This is a genomic window from Prevotella multiformis (genome assembly GCF_018127985.1).
Taxonomy (GTDB): domain Bacteria; phylum Bacteroidota; class Bacteroidia; order Bacteroidales; family Bacteroidaceae; genus Prevotella; species Prevotella multiformis.
The window spans coordinates 302,230-323,496 of the sequence record NZ_CP072358.1; the positions used below are offsets into that span (position 1 = coordinate 302,230).

General features: G+C 50.6%; 14 protein-coding genes. 9 read left to right on the forward strand and 5 right to left on the reverse strand.

Features of this window, described 5'->3' with window-relative positions:
• The first annotated feature begins 207 nt into the window (after window positions 1-207).
• The 4 genes from J4864_RS07610 to J4864_RS07625 all read left to right on the forward strand — a co-directional run bounded on the left by J4864_RS07610 (window position 208) and on the right by J4864_RS07625 (window position 4,554).
• On the forward strand, window positions 208-2,211 hold the full coding sequence (locus J4864_RS07610; RefSeq protein WP_394371025.1) for a YgiQ family radical SAM protein: 2,004 nt from the start codon (window positions 208-210) through the stop codon (window positions 2,209-2,211).
• Between the two features lie 171 nt (window positions 2,212-2,382).
• Window positions 2,383-3,948 (forward strand): acyl-CoA carboxylase subunit beta, encoded by a 1,566-nt coding sequence (locus J4864_RS07615; RefSeq protein WP_211815183.1) that lies wholly within the window; start codon window positions 2,383-2,385, stop codon window positions 3,946-3,948.
• A 17-nt stretch (window positions 3,949-3,965) separates the two neighbouring features.
• Window positions 3,966-4,115: a hypothetical protein gene (locus J4864_RS07620; protein ID WP_004353441.1), complete on the forward strand. Its 150-nt coding sequence runs from the start codon at window positions 3,966-3,968 to the stop codon at window positions 4,113-4,115.
• 10 nt (window positions 4,116-4,125) lie between these two features.
• The gene (locus J4864_RS07625) at window positions 4,126-4,554 is read left to right on the forward strand and encodes a biotin/lipoyl-containing protein (protein ID WP_007366287.1); all 429 of its coding nucleotides are present in this window, start codon (window positions 4,126-4,128) and stop codon (window positions 4,552-4,554) included.
• 482 nt (window positions 4,555-5,036) lie between these two features.
• Here J4864_RS07625 and J4864_RS07630 read toward each other — a convergent pair whose 3' ends face one another.
• Entirely contained in the window at window positions 5,037-5,471 is a 435-nt protein-coding gene (locus tag J4864_RS07630) for a hypothetical protein (protein WP_246479502.1), read from the reverse strand.
• A gap of 152 nt (window positions 5,472-5,623) precedes the next feature.
• On the opposite strand from J4864_RS07630, the gene J4864_RS07635 reads away from it, so the two are divergent.
• The gene (locus J4864_RS07635) at window positions 5,624-7,042 is read left to right on the forward strand and encodes a PepSY-associated TM helix domain-containing protein (protein ID WP_211815184.1); all 1,419 of its coding nucleotides are present in this window, start codon (window positions 5,624-5,626) and stop codon (window positions 7,040-7,042) included.
• Between the two features lie 439 nt (window positions 7,043-7,481).
• Here the strand turns inward: J4864_RS07635 and J4864_RS07640 are convergent, their stop codons facing one another.
• Window positions 7,482-8,045, reverse strand: a complete 564-nt coding sequence (locus tag J4864_RS07640) for a DKNYY domain-containing protein (RefSeq protein WP_211815185.1) — start codon at window positions 8,043-8,045, stop codon at window positions 7,482-7,484.
• A gap of 1,037 nt (window positions 8,046-9,082) precedes the next feature.
• On the opposite strand from J4864_RS07640, the gene ftcD reads away from it, so the two are divergent.
• From ftcD to hutI, 4 genes are all read left to right on the forward strand, one after another.
• Complete coding sequence (gene ftcD, locus J4864_RS07645; protein WP_211815186.1) at window positions 9,083-10,786, forward strand: glutamate formimidoyltransferase; 1,704 nt, start codon at window positions 9,083-9,085, stop codon at window positions 10,784-10,786.
• Window positions 10,787-10,964: 178 nt separating this feature from the next.
• Window positions 10,965-12,974 (forward strand): urocanate hydratase, encoded by a 2,010-nt coding sequence (locus tag J4864_RS07650; RefSeq protein ID WP_211815187.1) that lies wholly within the window; start codon window positions 10,965-10,967, stop codon window positions 12,972-12,974.
• 36 nt (window positions 12,975-13,010) lie between these two features.
• Complete coding sequence (hutH, locus tag J4864_RS07655) at window positions 13,011-14,492, forward strand: histidine ammonia-lyase (protein WP_211815188.1); 1,482 nt, start codon at window positions 13,011-13,013, stop codon at window positions 14,490-14,492.
• Window positions 14,493-14,603: 111 nt separating this feature from the next.
• Window positions 14,604-15,848: an imidazolonepropionase gene (gene hutI, locus J4864_RS07660; RefSeq protein WP_211815189.1), complete on the forward strand. Its 1,245-nt coding sequence runs from the start codon at window positions 14,604-14,606 to the stop codon at window positions 15,846-15,848.
• Between the two features lie 305 nt (window positions 15,849-16,153).
• Here the strand turns inward: hutI and J4864_RS07665 are convergent, their stop codons facing one another.
• The 3 genes from J4864_RS07665 to J4864_RS07675 all read right to left on the reverse strand — a co-directional run bounded on the left by J4864_RS07665 (window position 16,154) and on the right by J4864_RS07675 (window position 20,446).
• A complete protein-coding gene (locus J4864_RS07665) occupies window positions 16,154-16,705 on the reverse strand; it encodes a 30S ribosomal protein S16 (RefSeq protein ID WP_007367534.1) in 552 nt (183 codons plus the stop codon).
• A gap of 1,119 nt (window positions 16,706-17,824) precedes the next feature.
• A complete protein-coding gene (locus J4864_RS07670) occupies window positions 17,825-19,192 on the reverse strand; it encodes a transposase (protein ID WP_211815190.1) in 1,368 nt (455 codons plus the stop codon).
• Window positions 19,193-19,288: 96 nt separating this feature from the next.
• Complete coding sequence (locus tag J4864_RS07675) at window positions 19,289-20,446, reverse strand: transposase (protein ID WP_246479504.1); 1,158 nt, start codon at window positions 20,444-20,446, stop codon at window positions 19,289-19,291.
• Window positions 20,447-21,267 lie beyond the last annotated feature (821 nt).

Consider the following 21,267-nt stretch of genomic DNA (forward strand, 5'->3'; position numbering starts at 1 on the left):
CTCCTTCGTCAGATACACGTCATCATACACAAGACAGGGTACTCCCCGACTTAAATAATACAATAAACATAATTTCTATTGAGTTCACAAAAGCAAAATCCAAGAATCACAAGACAGAAAGCGAAACAGGAAGTCCCGGTACGACAGCGGGACAGAGGATATAGAGCTTCTAAAGGGACGGAGAAGACAGGGCCTTCAAGATACCAGCTGACCGATTTCCTGCCCACCACCAAGAAAGAGGTGGAACTCCGTGGATGGGAGCAGCTGGACATCATTCTCTTCTCAGGAGATGCCTATATAGACCATCCCGCCTTCGGCGCAGCAGTCATAGGCAGGACCCTGGAAGCAGCCGGATACAAGGTGGCAATCGTCCCGCAGCCCGACTGGCACGGTGACTTCCGCGACTTCAAGAAGCTGGGACATCCGCGACTCTACTTCGGTATTGCGCCCGGTGCCATGGATTCTATGGTAAACAAGTACACGGCCAACCGCCGTCTGCGGTCTGAAGATGCTTATTCGCCTGACGGCAGACACGACCTGCGCCCGGAATACCCGAGCATTGTCTATTCCAACATCCTCAGGCAGCTCTATCCCGATGTGCCCATCATCCTGGGCGGCATAGAGGCTTCGCTGCGCCGTCTCACCCACTATGACTACTGGAAAGACTGCCTCCGCAAGTGCATTCTCTGCGATGCCCATGCCGACATGATTATCTATGGCATGGGCGAGAAGCAGGTCGTCAGCATAGCAAAGGAATTGGAAAACGGCGTGAGCGTCAAAGACCTGAAGTATATCCCGCAGACCGTTTACCTCTGCAAGGAACCGGATATTCCCGGGGGAATCAAGGAGGAAGACATTGTGCTTCATTCGCACGAAGCCTGTCTGCACAATAAGAAGTACCAGGCAGAGAATTTCAAGTATATCGAGGAGGAGTCCAACAAGAAGCATGCACAGCGCATCCTGCAGGCCGTCGACAACGTCTATGCAGTCGTGAATCCCCCCTACCCCACGATGACCACGGAAGAGGTAGATGCGGCCTACGACCTGCCTTATACACGTGAACCGCACCCGAAGTACCGCGGGAAGACGATCCCTGCCTACGAGATGATCAAGCACAGTGTGAACATTCACCGAGGCTGCTTCGGCGGCTGCGCTTTCTGCACCATCTCTGCCCATCAGGGGAAATTCATCAGCTGCCGTTCAAAGGAAAGCATCCTGAAGGAGGTGAAGCAGGTGATGGAAATGCCCGATTTCAAAGGCTACCTGTCCGACCTCGGCGGGCCGTCGGCCAATATGTACGGCATGGCAGGCAGAAACCAGCGGGCGTGTGAACACTGCAAGCGGCCCAGCTGCGTGAATCCGGAAATCTGCCCGAACCTTGAAACAGACCACACCCGACTGCTCGAAATCTACCATGCAGTAGACGAACTTCCAGGCATCAAGAAGAGCTTTATCGGTTCCGGCGTACGGTATGATCTCCTGCTGCATAGAAGTAAAGATGAAAAGAGCAATGAGGCTGCGCGGCAATATACTCGTGAACTGATTACACGCCATGTCAGCGGACGGCTGAAGGTCGCTCCGGAACATACGTCAGACCGTGTGCTGAAGCTCATGCGCAAGCCTTCTTTCCAGCAGTTCTACGCCTTCAAGAAGATTTTTGACCGCATCAACCGTGAAGAAGGACTGCGCCAGCAGATCATTCCTTACTTCATCTCGTCCCATCCGGGCTGCCAGGAGGAGGATATGGCGGAACTGGCTATACTGACAAAAGACCTTGACTTCCACCTGGAGCAGGTGCAGGATTTCACGCCGACGCCGATGACCGTTTCTACCGAGGCATGGTATACCGGATACGACCCCTACACGCTCGAGCCGGTCTTCTCGGCCAAGACACCGAAAGAGAAACTTGCCCAGCGACAGTTCTTCTTCTGGTACAAGCCCGAAGCGCGTCGTGAAATTGAACGTGAACTTCAGCGGATCGGACGCAGCGACTTGATTCCCAAGCTCTATGATAACACTCCCAGACGTCATCCACACGCCGCCTATGACCCCAAAGCCATAGGCAGCAGCCCGGAGACGGAAGGCCGTCAACGTCAGAGGCGAGAAGTGAGAGAAGGCGGCACTCATAAGAAACCCACCAGACATGAGAACAGCCGCCCCAAGAGCTTCAACCCGAATTTCCCCGCCAACCGGCATCGGAGGCAGAGGTAATCCTTAACAATATTTAAAGAGGTGGAGATTCGTATCTCCGCCTTTTTTAGTAATTTTGCATTTAATTCTATGACAGTGACTTCCCTGTTTATGAAGAAATACGGTGGAAAATCTGTGAAGAATAAGACAAGGAACAACTGAAGCTATAAAATAAGAAAATAAATTCAAGTTATGAGCAAACAGACTGAAAAAATCAAGGCACTTGTGGAGAAACGCGAACTGGCTCGCCTGGGCGGTGGTCAGAAGGCCATCGACAAGCAGCATGAGCGCGGGAAGTACACGGCGCGTGAGCGTATCGAGATGCTGGTTGACAAGGGCAGCTTCGAGGAATATGATATGTTCAAACTTCACCGCTGCCACAACTTCGGCATGGAAAAGAAGCAGTTTCTCGGCGACGGTGTCGTGGCCGGTTCGGCAACTATCGACGGCCGCCTTGTCTACCTCTACGCACAGGACTTCACCGTAAACGGAGGTTCGCTTTCTGAAACGATGGCCCAGAAGATCTGCAAGGTGATGGATATGGCCATGACCAACGGCGCACCGGTCATCTGCATGAACGACTCCGGCGGAGCACGCATCCAGGAGGGTATCTCCGCTCTGGCAGGTTATGGTGAAATCTTCGAACGCAACATCCTTGCCTCCGGTGTCATCCCGCAGATCTCAAGCATCCTCGGTCCTTGTGCCGGTGGTGCGGTTTACTCTCCTGCACTCACCGACTTCATCATCATGAAGGAGCAGACGAGTTACATGTTCCTTACCGGTCCGAAGGTCGTAAAGACCGTGACAGGTGAAGACATTGACGCCGAGCACCTCGGCGGTGCAAGTGTCCATGCCTCCAAGAGCGGTGTGACGAGTTTCACCGCCAAGACCGAAGAGGATGCCATGGAGCTGATCAAGAAGCTTCTCTCTTACATTCCCTCTAACAACCGTGAGGAAGCACCACGTACAGAATGTACTGATCCGATCGACCGCAAGGAAGACCTCCTGAACGAAATCATTCCTGACGACCCGAACCAGGCTTACGATATGTACAAGGTCATCCAGGCCGTGACGGACAACGGAGAGTTCTTCGAGGTCCAGCCGAAGTTCGCCAAGAACATCATCACAGGGTTCGCACGTTTCAACGGGCAGAGCGTCGGCATCGTTGCCAACCAGCCGTCAGCTTATGCCGGTGTGCTGGATGTAAACGCAAGCCGCAAAGGCGCACGCTTCGTCCGTTTCTGCGATGCCTTCAACATTCCCATCGTCTCTCTGGTTGACGTGCCGGGCTTCCTGCCGGGTACCGGACAGGAGTACAATGCGGTCATCCTCCATGGTGCCCAGCTGCTCTACGCTTACGGCGAGGCTACTGTGCCGAAGATTACCATCACGCTGCGCAAGAGCTACGGCGGATCCCACATCGTCATGGGCTGCAAGCAGCTCCGTTCCGACCTCAACTTCGCATGGCCGAGTTCGGAGATTGCCGTCATGGGTGCCTCAGGTGCCGTAGCCGTTCTCTGCGGAAAGGAGGCCAGACAGGTCAAGGAGCAGGGCGGCGATGTCAAGCAGTTCCTGGCCGAAAAGGAGGAAGAATACTCCGAGAAATTTGCCAATCCGTATCAGGCGGCACAGTTCGGTTATATCGACGATGTCATCGAACCGCGCAACACCCGTTTCCGCATCTGCCGTGGTCTGGCTCAGCTGGCGCATAAGAAGCAGAATCTGCCGGCCAAGAAGCATGGATGTATGCCAATGTAATGAAGGGAGCCGCGACTATGGACAAGAATGTATATGCAGCGATTGCAATGGCACTCTATGAGTTTGCCGGAAACAATGTTCACGACAACGAACCGGGCATCATCACCATTCTGCCGAAGCAGACAATGTGGGATGCCAAGTTCGAGATAATGACAAAGAAACCATAACAGACATCAAATGAAAGAATTCAAATATACGATCGACGGCAAAGAATATAAAGTCGAGATTGGTGAGATCAATGCCGAGAATGTTGCGGAAGTAACAGTCAACGGTGACCGGTACAGTGTGCAGATGGAGAAGGCTGCCGAACCCGAGAAGAAGAAGGTGGAACTTGGCAAGCCGGCAGCAGCAGAGGCTAATGACGAAGCTGCTCCCTCAGCTGCCATCAACAGTTCCGCTGCTGTCAAGGCTCCTCTGCCGGGGACCATTACATCCGTTGAGGTGGCAGTCGGTCAGGAGGTGAAGGCCGGAGACACCGTCGTCGTCCTCGAAGCCATGAAGATGCAGAACAACATCGAGGCAGAGAAAGACGGAAAGGTGACGGCGATCGCCGTAAAAGTAGGTCAGGCCGTGCTTGAGGACGATCCGCTGGTCGTCATCGAGTAGAACCGGCATACATCCGCCGGTCATTGACGACCATCCGACCGTCTTATGGTATCTGCATCCTGTGAGGTCATGCCTCATCTGTCTTATAGGTCATCATGCGGCAGGCCGGCAGTATCAATATGACAGATAGCATCTGAAAGATTACGGATATGACAGATAGCATCTGAAAGGTTACAGCCTTGTGTAACCGGACAACAGAAACAGCTATGTAGAAGCATGGACTGCTCCTACATAGCTGTTTCTGTTTATTATAGGACCGGTGGAAACCCTACAATATAAGCAGTTTTTTTAATTCACCTTTGCTGCTTTCTGCCTTTCAGACGAGCAGATTCGGCCTCCTTTCTGAAAGGACATAGCGAGCCATACGCCTGAAAGGAAAAAGGGAAGATGCCGTATAAAAGCCAAACACAGAGAACAGAAAAACAGGCCTATCAACGATAGACCAACGTGGAATTTTCAGAACATACCTATGGTGAAGTACCCTACTCCACGGACGATTTCCACACCCACACTTCACCTATGCTGAAACGCACGAAGAGCTTGCTGCCCGTTTCAAGCTCTCTGATGCCTTTCTCACCTGCTTGCAGGAGGAAGATTTCACCAGCATTCAGCCGCCGGATGATAGAAGAATCCCTCCGTGTTGCTCCGTCGGGAGCAGGCAGCATATCGAGCACCGTACTGTCGCACACTCCAAAGCAAGGCACCGTAACCGTCACCTCTTTCTCTACCTCATTTCTGAAGCCCGCATTGCTCTTGTTGGCATTCTCGACCGTCTTTTCCGTCTGATCCGTTTCCAGAACCTGCACATTCGAATCCTTGTGGGTCTTGGTTTCTTCCGTCACTTTATATCTGCCATTGTGACAGGCCGCTGACAGCAGCAGAACAAGTGCGGGAAGTATCATTCTTTTCTTCATCATGGGAAAACGGTATGTTATATACAGGTACAAAAGTAGAGATTTTCATGTGAAAAATGGAAAGATGGGAAAAGAAATGCAACAAAGCCAGTATTTTTTTGTAGCTTTGCACTCTCATAAAAACTATTCATTCAATCATAACACAGACAACCTCGATGAAACGAAAGACTTGGCATAAATATCATAAGTGGATCGGAATATTCATCAGCTTTTTCCTTCTGATGTTCTGCCTTTCAGGAATTGTACTCAATCACCGCCAGTGCTTCGCGGGCATCAATATCAGCCGCTCCCAGCTACCGGAGCGATACACCTTCAAGCAGTGGAACAACGGACTCCTGCGTGGTACGCTACGCTGCAAAGATGCCAAAGGGAACAATGCGGTGCTCATCTACGGGGCAGCGGGCATCATCCGTACGGACACGGCCGCCTCGCATTTCTCCGAATACAATCAAGGTCTGCCGGCCGGTGCCGACTACCGGCAGATAAGAGGTGTTGTCCAGATGCCGCTGGGCGACCTGTTCGCTGCCAGCATCATGGGGCTGTACCGGCTGGATGCCCGTACCGGCTGGACACCCGTACCGCTCCCCCAGACGGACGGCGACGAACTCCTGACAGACATAACGGAACAGGGCGACACGCTGGTGGTGCTCGGCAGATCTTATCTGTATTATGCCAAAGCACCTTACAGGCATTTCTTCCGGATGCAGCTGCAGGCTCCCGAAGGCTATGAGGGCAAGACCAACCTCTTCCGACAGGTATGGCTGCTGCACAGCGGTGCGCTCTTCGGCACAGCGGGAAAGCTCATTGTAGACGGTATCGGGATCATTCTGATCCTGCTCTGCGTGACCGGCATCTGGTTCTGGCTGCGCCCAAGGAGTGCAAAAGTCCTTCACTGGCACAACAAGATAGGCGTGACCACACTCGTACTGACGATCTTCATCGCCCTGACAGGCTGGGCACTGCGCCCGCCCCTCATGATCCTGCTTGCCACACACAGCACCCGTCCTCTGCCTTATACGGCCCTGGACGATGACAACCCCTGGCACGACAGGCTGCGTATGGTACGCTATGACGCACAGCAACGTGACTGGATGATTTCGACTTCTGAAGGATTCTTTTCCCTCAAGTCGTTCACCGGTCAGCCCCAGCGCATTGCCTCTACCCCGCCGGTCAGCGTGATGGGACAGAATGTATGGCAGCGCGGACCGCAAGGAGAATGGATTGTCGGTTCTTTCGATGGTCTTTACTACTGGGACAGGTCTACGGGGGATGTGGATGTCTACGACGATGAAATGACTTCCGGACAGGCGGCGTCCGGTACGGCTCCTGCCGGACAGACCATTTCCGGTTACAGTTCCGATTTTACAGGAAAGGACTGCCAGGCAGACTATTTCAACGGAACGTCCTTTACGCCACAGCCGGAGGAATTCAATAACCGCCCCATGTCATTGTGGAATCTTGCCCTTGAAATCCATACAGGCCGGATTTATCTCGGTTCCATCGGCTCATTTGCATTTATCTTCATTGCAGGACTGCTCGTCATCCTCGTGCTGTGGTCGGGCAAGAAGATATAGACCTCCCTGCTGTGTAGAATGTGTCGGACAGGTCGGCAACAGCCTGTCTGACACATTCCCTACGAGAGAGGCAGTGTCAGAATACCAATCGACGGCCTGACGACTTCCGATCTGTATGTTGCGATACGCCCCAAAAAGGAAAGCCCATTTCTCCACTCGCAAACGAGTTTTGAAATGGGCTTTTCTATTCTCCGCTCCGGATCATCCTCACCACCCTGTCCGTATATTATTAGACATGATACAGCCGTCCCGTCCTTACAAACGATTTAATTTATTTTGCTCAGCTGGCTGTCGCTTGCATTTTGTCTTTGCGGGAGACTTGATGAACAGGATACCGACGGAAGAACCGGTAGAATGCCGAAAGGCCACGCTGTAAGACGTATATGCACCTTAAACGGTAAGTCCCTCAAAAGAGGATCCGTATTCTGACAAGTCCTTCCTATTTCACGACCTTTCCTCTGTAATAGGTTTCAAAAGAATCTTCAGCATATCCATCCTTGAGAACCTTGAAACTGGAGTTCATGGCCCCTTCAATCTTCCTGCCCATGTAATAGACTTCGAAGTTGTCTTTGCCGTATCCCCATCCCAAGTCCCGGAAACTCCGCGGATTGTCGCTGATTTTCTTGCCATTGAAGAGTACCGCATTGGAAGTCACCATATATCCTTCCTGGTAATAAGGATTGTATCCTTCATCGGGATAGGATGGATAAGTATCAGGATAGATGCCTCCAGGGATCCGCAGACGGAAGGTCAGCGGATCGACGAAAGGAAGGATGCGGCCTTCAAAATAAACATTGTACCGGTCCTTGGCATATCCATAACCGAGATCGACGAAAGTCGACATGTCAATTCCGACAACCGGCTGCCTGCCGTAGAAAACGCCTTTCTGCTGAAAAGAATAAGGCTGTACCTGACGGGTAGACTGTGCCGGGACACTGAGTGAAAAAGCCGCCATGAAGACGATGCAACCGTGGCGGAGGCTATCAAGGTTCTTCTTTTTCATATTTATACTTTCTTTTTTGTTTATCTTCAGGCTACAAAGATAATAGGATTTTCTGACAGTCAGCATGGGATTGTCCTAAAAATGAAAGGGGAAATCCATACTTTTCACATACATTTCCCCCTCCATTTCCCCTCGGCACCTGTACTCCGGGGCTTGTCTTCAGGACATTTCACAAGGAAGGATCATTGCCCGATAAAACTTAAAAGTGGTTCTTCCGTTAAATGCGTGGATGCTTTTCGTATAGCTTGAACGGAAGAACCGAAGTGATTCATTATACAAAAACATAGCCAAGACTTTTCACAGGCTATTCTATCATCATCCTTCGATGCAAAGACCTTTTCAATTTCATGTTGAAAATACAGACAAGGTTTTGAAAAACCATTACATAATTCCAAACAAATCATCTGCAAATATAGAAAAAACGTCCCAAAAGCAAGTTTGCAACCAGCAGCCAGTCAATTGGTTATCAAGCCGTCCCCAAAAGGTGCTTGATTGGACTTCAAAAGGGCGTTGGTAACACGCTAAAGGAGCGTCTTTTGCAAGTCAATCAGGCATCTTTTAGAAGCCAGAAGAGCATGTGTTGCCTTGAACTGCATGAAAACAGTTTACAAATACCTATGACATGGGAATAAGTTGTCTGCAGAAGACAGAAAGACATGCCGATGGACAGGCATCGTATCAATACGCCTTTCTTGCATTTTATCCTGTGTCTATCCTCCTTTGAAGACCATCTGATTTTGGACAGTCATATCCTGCAAGCGCATAAACCTTCATTCCAATCTACGCATTTAACGGAAGAACCCAAAAAGTTAGCAGACGGCAGTCATTAAAAAAAATTTTCAACAGACACCTGCACATTGACAAGACAGAAAAGGAAGTCCCGACAAAGGGTCAGGTGCCGTCCTTCATTCACAAGACCATCCTACAAGGGCTGAAAGTACAGTTTTATATGAAAAAGTTTTGTAAAACAGAAACTAATTCGTAAATTAGCACACGAAAACCTAAACAGTCTGAAAACATAAATCTATGTGAATAATATGGTACGAGAAAAACAAATCATCGAGTGTGTCCCTAACTTCAGTGAAGGACGTGACAAGGAGGTAATCAGACAGATTACCGATGAAGTGGAACGAGTGGAAGGCGTGAAACTTCTGGACGTGGATCCGGGAGAGGCAACCAATCGCACAGTCGTCACTTTCGTAGGCGAGCCGTCGGCCGTCATGGAAGCAGCCTTCCGCTGCGTGAAGAAAGCCGCACAGCTCATTGATATGCGGCAGCATCACGGCGCACATCCGCGGATGGGGGCAACCGATGTTCTTCCTCTTATCCCGGTATCAGGCATCATGCTGGAAGAATGTGCCGCCCTTGCACGTCAGCTGGCTGAACGTATTGCCGGAGAGCTCGAAATCCCCTGCTATTGCTACGAAGCCGCTGCCGGGACGCCCGAGCGCAAGAATCTTGCCGTATGCCGCGAGGGAGAGTATGAGGCACTGGCCAAACGCATGGACGTCGCCGCCGAAGCTCCCGACTACGGAGCACGCAAGTGGGACGAGCAGATGGCACGGACCGGGTGTACAGCCGTCGGTGCACGTGACTTTCTGATTGCCACCAACTTCAACCTCAATACCACCTCGACGCGACGTGCCAATGCCATTGCCTTTGACGTGAGAGAGAAAGGTCGTCCGAAGCGGGAAGGCGGTTCGCCCGTAGGCAAACCGATGAAAGATGAAAACGGTGAGGTCATCATGCTGCCAGGCACATTGAAGGCGACAAAGGCCATCGGCTGGTACATTGACGAATATGGGATAGCACAGGTATCCATGAACATCACCGACATCAATGTCACTCCGCTCCACAAGGCTTTCGACGAGGTGTGCCGCTGTGCACAGAACCGCGGCATCCGTGTGACGGGCACGGAGATCGTCGGTCTGATACCCAAACGTACGCTCCTTGAAGCAGGCACTTATTTCCTGAAGAAGCAGAACCGGTCGACGGGTATCCCTGAAGAAGACATCCTGAAGATCGCCATCAAGTCAATGGGGCTTGATGACCTCAAACCTTTCAATCCTCGTGAAAAGGTGATAGAATATCTGCTGGAAGATGCCGACAGAACGCCAAAACTCATCGACCTCACAGTCAAAGAGTTCGCCGAAGAGACTTCCCGTGAGTCGCCTGCCCCCGGCGGCGGCACCATCTCGGCCTATATGGGCGCATTGGGGGCTGCGCTCGGGACGATGGTAGCCAACCTTTCCAGCCATAAGCCCGGATGGGATGCACGCTGGGAGGAGTTCAGCAACTGGGCGGAAAAAGGACAGGCCATCCAAAAGGAACTGATGGTACTGGTCGATGAAGATACTGAGGCCTTCAACCGCATCATGGCTGCCTTCGGCCTGACCAAAGAGACAGCAGAGGAAAAAGCAGCCCGGTCAGCCGCCATACAGAAAGCCACCCTGTTTGCCACCGAAGTACCTCTGCACACCATGCAGGCATCTTTCAAAGTCTTCGAACTATGCCGTGCCATGGCGGAAGAGGGAAATCCCAACAGTGTTTCGGATGCCGGCGTAGGCGTGCTGGCCGCCCGCGCGGCAGTACTGGGAGCCGGACTGAACGTGAAGATCAATGCCTCCGGACTGAAAGACAAGGAAACCGCTGACAGACTGGTTGCCGAAGCCGACACATTGATCGCCCAGGCCAAGGAGGCGGAAACAGAGATCATGAAGATCGTAGAAGCCAAGCTCTGACGGAATCCGCCCTTTATACAGAATGGAGGGAGTCCCGCTATATAATAAGGTGGATCTGACTTCAACGGACAGGACAGACACTCTATTCGTCTGTCCTGTCAGGACACGAGACCTTCTGGGAGACGGCATCGAAGTGCTGCCTCTATCCATAAAAAGCAAACAATACACCTGAACAACTATGACAAAAGAAGAATTTATCAAAGACATCCGTACCGGCATACCCGACCGTCTGCCTGAACCACAGCCATACGACAACACCATCAATCACGCACCGAAACGCAAGGACATACTCACACCTGAAGAGAAGCGGCTCGCCCTGCGAAATGCCTTGCGTTACTTCCCCAGGAAATTCCATGCGGTACTGGCACCGGAGTTTGCAGAGGAACTGCGGAAATACGGACGCATCTATATGTACCGCTTGCGGCCCGTTTATGAGATGTATGCACGGCCCATAGACGAATACCCACACCGGTCGGAACAGGCTGCCGCCATCATGATGATGATACAAAACAACCTTGACAAGGCCGTTGCGCAGCATCCGTATGAACTGATTACATACGGCGGCAACGGAGCCGTCTTCCAGAACTGGGCACAATACCGGCTGGTGATGAAGTATCTCAGCGAAATGACAGACGAACAGACACTGGTCATGTATTCCGGCCATCCGCTCGGTCTCTTCCCATCACACAGAAATGCGCCGCGTGTGGTAGTAACGAATGGTATGGTCATACCGAACTATTCCAGACCGGATGACTGGGAGCGCGACAATGCGCTGGGGGTCAGCCAGTACGGGCAGATGACGGCCGGATCCTATATGTACATCGGGCCTCAGGGGATTGTACATGGGACGACGATCACCGTTCTGAATGCAGCCCGCAAACGACTGGAGAAAGGGGAGAAAAGCATCAAGGGAATGCTTTTCGTCACATCCGGATTGGGCGGAATGTCCGGTGCGCAGCCCAAGGCGGGCAACATCGCCGGTGTCGTGAGCATCACGGCTGAAATCAATCCGCTTGCAGCACAGAAACGTTATGAACAGGGATGGGTGGACGAACTGCATACTTCACTTGATGAATTGATTCCGGCCGCATTGAAAGCTGTCGAAGAGAAACGCACGGTCTCCATGGCTTACGTGGGGAATGTAGTCGACCTCTGGGAACGGCTGGCAGAGGAGGAGATACACGTTGACCTCGGAAGTGACCAGACTTCCCTGCACAATCCGTGGGCAGGCGGCTACTACCCTGCCGGACTATCCCTGGAAGAATCAAAACGGCTGATGGCCGATGAACCGCAATTGTTCAAGGAAAAGGTCCAGGCCTCCTTGCGCCGTCAGGTAACCGCCATCAACAAGCTGACAACAAGAGGCATGTATTTCTTCGATTACGGCAATGCCTTCCTCCTGGAATCAAGCCGTGCCGGTGCCGACATACTGCGTCCGGACGGAAAGTTCCGTTACCCGTCCTATGTGCAGGACATCATGGGGCCGATGTTCTTCGACTATGGTTTCGGACCGTTCCGATGGGTATGTACATCGGGCGATCCCCGGGATCTGGAGACATCCGACCGCATAGCGACAGCCGTGTTGGAAGAAATCAGGAAGACAGCCACGCCAGACATTCTGGGGCAGCTTGACGACAACATCCACTGGATAAAAGAGGCCGGCAGAAACCATCTTGTCGTCGGCTCGCAGGCACGGATCCTGTATGCCGACTGTGAAGGACGTACGAAGATAGCCCTGGCATTCAATGAAGCGATACGAAGAGGAGAAATCACACGTCCGATAGTTCTCGGCCGCGACCATCATGATGTCTCCGGTACAGACTCGCCTTTCCGTGAGACTTCCAACATCTACGACGGCTCCCAGTTCTGTGCCGACATGGCTGTACAGAATGTCATCGGCGACTCCTTCCGCGGAGCGACATGGGTATCTATCCACAACGGTGGCGGTGTCGGATGGGGAGAGGTCGTCAACGGCGGCTTCGGTATGGTAATCGACGGCAGTGAAGAGGCTGACCGCCATATCCGCCAGATGCTCCTCTGGGATGTCAACAACGGCATCGCCCGCCGCAGCTGGGCACGCAACAAAGGATCGATGGATGCCATCCGACGGGAGATGGAACGCACGCCCGGCCTGTGTGTCACCCTGCCCAACCTTGTTGATGACGATACGATCAATGCCGCATTCTAATCAAACGGAATCTTTTTTTTCTAATCTATAAAAAATATGGACAATATTCATCAAATCAGTGCCGCACACCTGACAATCGAACAAATCGGTGAAATCATCAAAGACAGTACGAAACTTGAGCTTTCAGAAGATGCCCGCCAGCGGATTATCCGGTGCAGAGCCTATCTTGACAAAAAGATCATAGAATCGGACACCCCTATCTACGGCGTGACCACCGGCTTCGGTTCGCTCTGCAAAATATCCATCGACAAAGACAGTCTGTCACAGTTGCAGAAGAACCTTGTCATGTCCCATGCCTGTGGTGTAGGCGACCGTGTTCCCAACGAGATCGTGAAGATCATGCTGCTGCTCAAGATCCAGTCGCTTAGCTACGGCTACTCCGGCTGCCAGCTGCAGACGGTCGAACGGCTGATAGACTTCTTCAACAATGACATCTACCCCATCGTGTATATGCAGGGATCGCTGGGCGCATCCGGCGACCTTGTCCCGCTGGCACACCTTTCCCTGCCGCTTATCGGGATGGGAGAAGTAGAATATAAGGGGGAAATCCTCTCGGGAGCCGATATTTTGAAGAGGATGGGATGGAATCCAATTGAACTGGTATCCAAGGAAGGACTTGCCCTGCTCAACGGTACACAGAACATGAATGCCTTTGCCGTATGGGCACTCCTGCAGAGCGAACGGCTGAGCCAATGGGCCGATGTCATCGGTACGATGTCGCTCGAAGCCTACGACGGACGGATAGAACCCTTCACCCATGCTGTACATGCTGTACGTCCCCACAAGGGACAGATTGACACGGCAGCACGGATACGGGAACTCCTCGAAGGCAGCGAACTCATCAGGCAGCCGAAAGTAAACGTACAGGACCCCTACTCCTTCCGCTGCATGCCGCAGGTGCATGGCGCATCGAAAGATACCATTGCCTATGTGAAATCGGTGATTGACATCGAGGTCAATGCCGCTACGGACAATCCCACCGTCTGCCCGGACGACGACCTTGTCATTTCCGCCGGGAACTTCCATGGTGAGCCTATCGCACAGCCGATGGACTTCCTTGCCATCGCCTTGTGCGAATTGAGTAATATCTCCGAAAGACGTATCTACAAGCTCGTCTCGGGGACTCGTAACCTGCCGAGTTTCCTCGTGGCAAAGCCCGGCGTGAACAGCGGTTTCATGATTCCGCAGTACACAGCAGCATCCATCGTCAGCCAGAGCAAGACCTATTGTACACCTGCCTCAGTAGACAGCATCCCATCTTCACAGGGGCAGGAGGATCATGTCAGCATGGGTGCCAATGCCGCTACCAAGCTCTATCAAGTCGTATTGAACACCGAGCGTGTACTTGCCATCGAGCTTTTCAATGCGGCACAGGCACTTGAATTCCGCCGCCCGCTGAAGTCTTCACCTGCGATCGAGGCCGTCCACAAAGCTTATCGTGAGGAGGTTCCTTTCATTGACACCGACGAGTTCATGGCTCCCTATATCGCCCGGTCGGTCGATTTTCTCCGGAAATAATCCTTGGCCGACAGAAAACATATCCCCTCGTCTGCCCTTTCCCCTGCAAAGGTAGATGAGGGGACATCTTGCTGGCCGCATCAACATATACGCTTACAACAAACACACAATATGAAAAGGCTGTTCATCATCAACATCGGAATACTTGCAGGCATCGATTCCAGAAGAAAGAGGTGTCTGAAAGGGAAGGAAATGGGAACGTTGGAAACGCTGCCCAATGCCTATCTCATCATAGAAAACGGACGATTCAAGGATTATGGAAAGATGGACGATTGTCCATCTCCCGCTGACAAAGCGGAGGTCATTGATGCAAAAGGCGGTGCCGTCCTCCCTTCCTGGTGCGACTCGCATACGCATATCGTCTATGCTGGAAGCCGTGAACAGGAGTTTATCGACAAGATCCGCGGCCTCAGCTATGCAGAAATAGCCCGGCGGGGAGGCGGTATCCTTAATTCCGCCGACCGCCTCCATGAAATGGATGAGGAAGAACTGTATCAGCAGGCGATGAGCCGTGTGGATGAAATCATCCGGAAGGGGACAGGCTGCGTCGAGATAAAGAGCGGTTACGGACTTAATACGGAGGATGAACTGAAGATGCTTCGTGTCATTCGTCGAATCAAAAAGACGACGCGGCTGAAAGTCGTGGCGACCTTCCTCGGCGCACATGCCGTATCGCATGCCTATAAAGGGAGGCAGGAAGAATACGTGGATCTGATAATCCACGAGATGATACCTGCAGTAGGAAAAGAGAAACTGGCAGACTTCATCGATGTCTTCTGCGATACCGGCTTCTTTACACCAGAAGAGACCGCACGGATTCTGAAAGCAGGCGCCGAATATGGGATGCGCCCGAAGATCCATGCCGACGAGCTGGCATCGTCGGGGGGAGTCGAAGTCGGGGTGAAGCACAATGCCCTGTCCGTAGACCATCTGGAGAGTATGACAGAAGCTGAGATACAGCTGTTGAAAAACAGCAGAACCATGCCCACCGCACTTCCTGGGACCTCCTTCTTCCTGAATATGCCGTTTGCCTTGGGACGCAAGATGATAGATGCAGGACTGCCGCTCGCCCTTGCCAGCGACTATAATCCGGGGTCTACCCCCTCGGGAGACATGAAATTCATTGTTTCCCTCGGCTGCATCAAGATGCGCCTGCTGCCGGAAGAAGCCATCAATGCCGCAACCCTGAACGGGGCGTATGCCATGGGGCTGAGCAAAGAATACGGGTCTGTCATGCGTGGAAAAACAGCCAACTTCTTCATTACAGATCCGATACCCTCCATCGAGTTTATTCCCTATGCCTATACAACACCTGTCATAGACCGGGTTTTCCTGCAAGGTGAGGAATACGTATAAACACTCTCCAGCATGATTGACACCAGTTATGCAAGTTCATTATAAGTAGATTCAAGACGCAGAATATGGGCATATCCGCATAAAAGCAGTCGTCCCTTAGTTTCTTCCTGTCTTTCTACGGCAGCCTTCGCTTTCATGCACATAGCTCCGTGCCCGGAAAGTCCCCCTTGTCCGACAACTTGCTGTATCAGGCAGGATGTCTCCTCCACCTTGCATGAAAAAGTAATCTTCCGATTGTACGAAAAAGAAAAAGTCCATAGTCTCTTGCGGGACTATGGACCAGATTCCTATCACCGAGTATGGAGTTAGGCTTCTGCCGGTGCTTCCTCTGCCGGAGACTCGGCAGCAGCATTTTCTGCAGCCTTTGCAGCTTCAGCCTCGGCTTTTGCAGCGGCAGCGGCAGCCTTCTTGTCTGCAACCTTCTTGGCAATCGTCTCATTGACCTTCTTCTCTGCCTCAAGGTTCTTTGCAGCTACTGCCTTCTTGCTGTCAGCTTCTTTCTTCTCTACAGCTTCAACAGCTGCGACCTTTGCCTGTTTCCAGGCATCGAACTTCTGCTGGCATGCAGCCTCATCAAATGCGCCTTTCCTGACACCGCCACGAAGATGCTTCATCATGTAGACACCTTCACCCTTGAGGATGTTGCGTGCCGTGTCTGTCGGCTGAGCGCCGGTCTCGACCCAGTAAAGTGCACGATCAAAATTCAAATCTACTGTGGCTGGATTGGTATTCGGGTTATAAGTACCAATCTTCTCAGTAAACTTACCATCACGTGGTGCACGAGCGTCAGCGATTACGATGCTGTAGAAGGCATAGCCTTTGCGACCGCCGCGCTGCAATCTGATTTTTGTTGCCATAATCTTTTAATAAATACTTTTAAAGGTTTGAATTTAATGCCGTCAACTCGTGACAGCGGCTGCAAAGGTACATTCTTTTTCTCTAACTGCCAAATAATCCGACGACTATATGGAAGCCGTCTCCGAAAAAACGCATGGAAAAGGCCGCATGGGCATCGGCGTCCACTGATGCCTTCAAATCATCGTCCTCATTCTTCCCCGGACTACATCTGGTCTTCCCTGTCCGTCCCCCTCTTTCAGAACAGAGAGAAAAAAACGGGTCATTCCGTTAAATACGTAGATTGGGAATAGAATAAAGGCTTATACACTTGCAGGGTATCACCATTCAAAATCAAATGGCCTTACAAAGGAGGAAAAACTACAGGATAAGACGCTAAAAAGGCAAATTGATACTGCGTCTATCCATCAGCATGTCTTTCCATCTGCTACAAACAGCTTATCCCCAGATCACCGGTGTTTGTAAACTGTTTTCATGCAACCCAAGCTGACACATGCTCTTTTAGCTTCTAAAAGTACATATAAAATATAAAAAACGGAAAATGCAGCGATAACGTTATCAATCAATGACTTAAAAGGACTCTTGGAAGCAGTGTAATGCCAAACGTATACGGTCTTCATGCCAAACAGTGACAGAGTTCCGTCTCCTATTCGTAACCCCTGCAAGGGTAATGATAGATAGGTGGAAAAACAAGGAAATTCGCTCTGAAATAGGCTGTTAGGCTGAAAATTCCCACCCGTCGGTTTCTTATTCCACGTTCCCCTCGATTTGCTTAGTTGAAAACCGCTCCACAGTAAATAATTTTGCAAACGAAAGGAACAAAAGCAATGAGAAGTACATTTTCAGTCATCTTCTATCTGAACAATAGTCCGTTAAATATTATGCTGCTTCAGCATCGAAACTAAATATCTCATTAATACTTTCTTTATTTAGGGAATTTCAGTTAATTCCCTCTTGGAATTCCCCAAGGGCAGCCAAATACTGCATTCTTTTCCTTGGAAAAGTTCCCAGAAAAAGAATATGCTGTGTTTTTTGCTCGAAAACCTCAAATAATGGGTTGTATGGGCACACCTGTCCCTTCCATACTGCCTATGGACCTGTGGAAACACCTTCGATTTTTGTCAGACTGCTTTCTTCACACTCCGGGCCATCTCCCTTGCGGCAAGAACGGCAGCATTTGCCGTATGGATTCCGAAGAAGAGCAGCAGCCTCTCGCTGAACATATTGCGTGCCTTGATGCGTCCGACGCTATAGTGTTGCTTCTGGTTTCCAAAGCTACCCTCCATTACCGTGGCTCTGAGGTTTCCGATAATCTTTCTCGCCGTCCTGAGACATTCAGCTTCTTCTTTGGGCCCTGGGCCTTTTCTGGTGAAACAGGTCGTTATGCCTTTCTCTGTACACATAGTGCGGTTGGCATTATTGGCGTATATGGAATCGGCACCGACACGCCTGACTTTGATTCCCGTCAGAGATTCCTGATATTCAATGCATTGCTTAAGACGGACGCCCTCGTTGAATGCCTCAAAGCTGTGGCGCTCTATGAATGATATGCCGTCAATCTGTATGCTGTTGACCTTTGCACCGAACTCCACACGCCTGTTTTCCTTGCCTCTGACAATAGGACGGAGGTAGGGACGGTCGATGCTGACGATACGGTGCCTGACTTCCTTGCCGGAGAACAGCTCTGACTGTTGGAGACATACCTCACGCACAGCGGACAGCCGCTTTTCTTGTTCTGCCGACAGACAGATGCAGGGACTGTACTGTTTACGCAGACAGTTCCATCGGGACAGGAGCTTGGAGAGGAGCCTCAGGAGTCTTCTCCTGAGCTTGCGCGTGGACGAGGCTGTGTGCCTGCGCTGCCTGGCGTATGCAAGCCTGGCCTTGTCAACATTATTATACCTGCTTCTCGGGACACGCTCTGACAGGTGTTTACACTCGGAGACGAGCAGATTGTGAAGCCAATGGCAACACTCCCAGAGCAGCTTGATGTCCGTAGGAAAACGCAGGTAGTTCTCGTAACAGGTCGCATCCGTCAGGCACAGGTCCTTGTCCTTGAGACTGTCTTTCCATTTGGCGTACAATATACCCTGAAAGCTGTCTATGTCAAGAAACTGAGCAAGACGGTTGCGTATGGCACTTACGATCTTCCCGTCCTTGATGGGACAGGAAGGATCTATCAGAACGCCACAGAACATCTGCATGTGGATGCTTCCGTTCAGCAACTCTATCAGGCCGTCGTCAGACAGACCTGTGTACGACTTGAGGAACATTAAAGCAATTTCTCCTTCGCCCGAGAAAAGAGGCTTGTTGCCCCGCTTGCTCTTATGGCTACGATTCGTGTACTCTGCAGCCAACTCCTTTAGTGGGAGCTGGGACTGGATGCGTCCAAGTTCGCTTCTTTCAAAGCTTTCACGATAACTCTGTAAGAAATCGAACTCTGTAAAGGGCAAAGTTGGTGTTATATCAGAAATTTTTTGTATCTTCACGACGATTTTTTTTTAAGTTCCCCCGATTCTGCCCGTGATGGGTCGTTCGGGGGATTTTTTGTAAAGGTACAAATAATATATCACACTGACAAACAGCTAGTTGTATATTTTCTGAATATCCCTATTTAAAGGCGTGTTCGGGTTCTTCTCGAACACGTCAATAATTCGTTGCGCATAGTAGGCATTGACCATCTGCGCTTTAAGTCGACCGACGGACGTGCCAAGTTCCTTGCACATGATCTTGGCCACATTGAGTGCCGTGAATGAAGAGTTGAAGGCAAAGTCAAATTTTCTCTTGTCGCGTGCCTGACAATCTGTAAGGCCGAGGAACTGCTTTGCGTCGCGAAAGCAGAACTCCTCCTGGAAACGTGTGGTGTAGTACTCCACCACATCGCGTCCGTCCATGCTCTCATCCGTACAGAAAGACAAGCGCCGACTGCCATTAGGCAACTCGTGGATGACAAGCGACACGACCCTGTGCAAGGACTTGCACCATGCCTTGAGCGCATAAGCCTTGCCGGAAGTCTCCTCCAGCTCAGGCATTTCGACTTTGGACATATCGATGTTCCCCACGTCAATCTTGTCACCTTTGACACGGGGACGGCCGGGCCTTCCCGTGGGTTCCCCGTCCCATGTGTAGAACAAGGCTGCGTCATGACGCAGGCGGCTCACAACATGGAATCCCATCTTCATTACCTTGTCGATGAAAGACCTTTTGGAGAAGGCTGAGTCAGCGACAAGAACCTTGCAGATACGCTGCAGCCTTACCTTGTCGTCCTCCAATACTTTGGCATACCAGTCGTATAGGCTCATCTCCTCGCCTTTTTCCAATGTGGTCTGCACCGCCTTGAGCATCATACACTCATGCAGGTCCACGTCTATCACACCGATGCCGAGGATCTCAAGACCGTGCTTTACCGCACCTGCACAGCCCGACCAAAACGTACCCACGTATGGGGTATGATTCCCTGCCTTCTTGATGAAGCTTGGGTCTATGACGATGGCATTGCGACCCTTGCCTTTTTTGAAGGCGAAAGCACTCAGCCACATGTTCATCTCAAGCCAGTCCACGCTGCGCTCTGCCGTCTGCCGATAGCACTGCTCGCCACGATTGCCATAGCGTCCCATCTGCGTGAAATTGCATCTCCTTGGGATGACCATCAAAAGAAAAAGCATTTCCATGACGTTTGTTTGAATACTTTTGCTTAACTTTGCCCCATCTTCGGCACTAAATGCTGCTTTGCAGAGCTTCATATATCGGCTAATCAAGTTGGTTATCAGCATAAACTTTATTGTCTTTTTACATCTGTAAAGTTACTGAAATTCAACGAGATAGCCGATTTTATTATGTTATATATTTAATCTACTTTTTTTCAGAGACTTATCATATTTGTTTTCTGCCACAATTTCTGTTGGCTTTTGGGTGAAAACTTCATAAACTGCGAAAATTTAACGGACTATTGGACAATACAAAAAAAAGGTTTAGTGAGGTTGCGGAATTAAGGAAAATATGGAATCTATGCCTCGATAAGACATCTTCCAACAAGCTATTTATAAATATAATATGCAGGAGAAGAAGATGAAAGCCTCAGGGGTTTCCAACGAAATATAATCCTTTTTGTAGCCGACATAGTATTTTAGCGCAAGTGATATCTGCTCCCAAATTTACAAGATGTTTATAGATAAGCTGAAGGGAAGAGTGAATAATTTGTATAGGGATTAGAATCGTATTGTTAAATTATTATCGACCAATTAATATATAATAAGTAACCAAAATAAGTTTGCGTAAAATAAATATACGAGATTCCCGTTCTATTATCAGTTATGGGAAAGCTAAAAATATTAGAATTGAGCGAGGCAGAACATCTCGAACTCGAAAGAGGATTCCGCTTATACGAAAAGCATTGTTTTCGTATGCATTGTCACGTAGCTTTTCTAAAAGTCGGTGGCCTTTCGGCTACGAGAACAAATGCACAGACGAGAATGAGTTTCGTATCCGTGAATATATGGGTAAAGTGGTACAAGGAAGAGGATCTAACCGGTCTGAAAACTAGTCCCGATCGTGAGAGATTTAT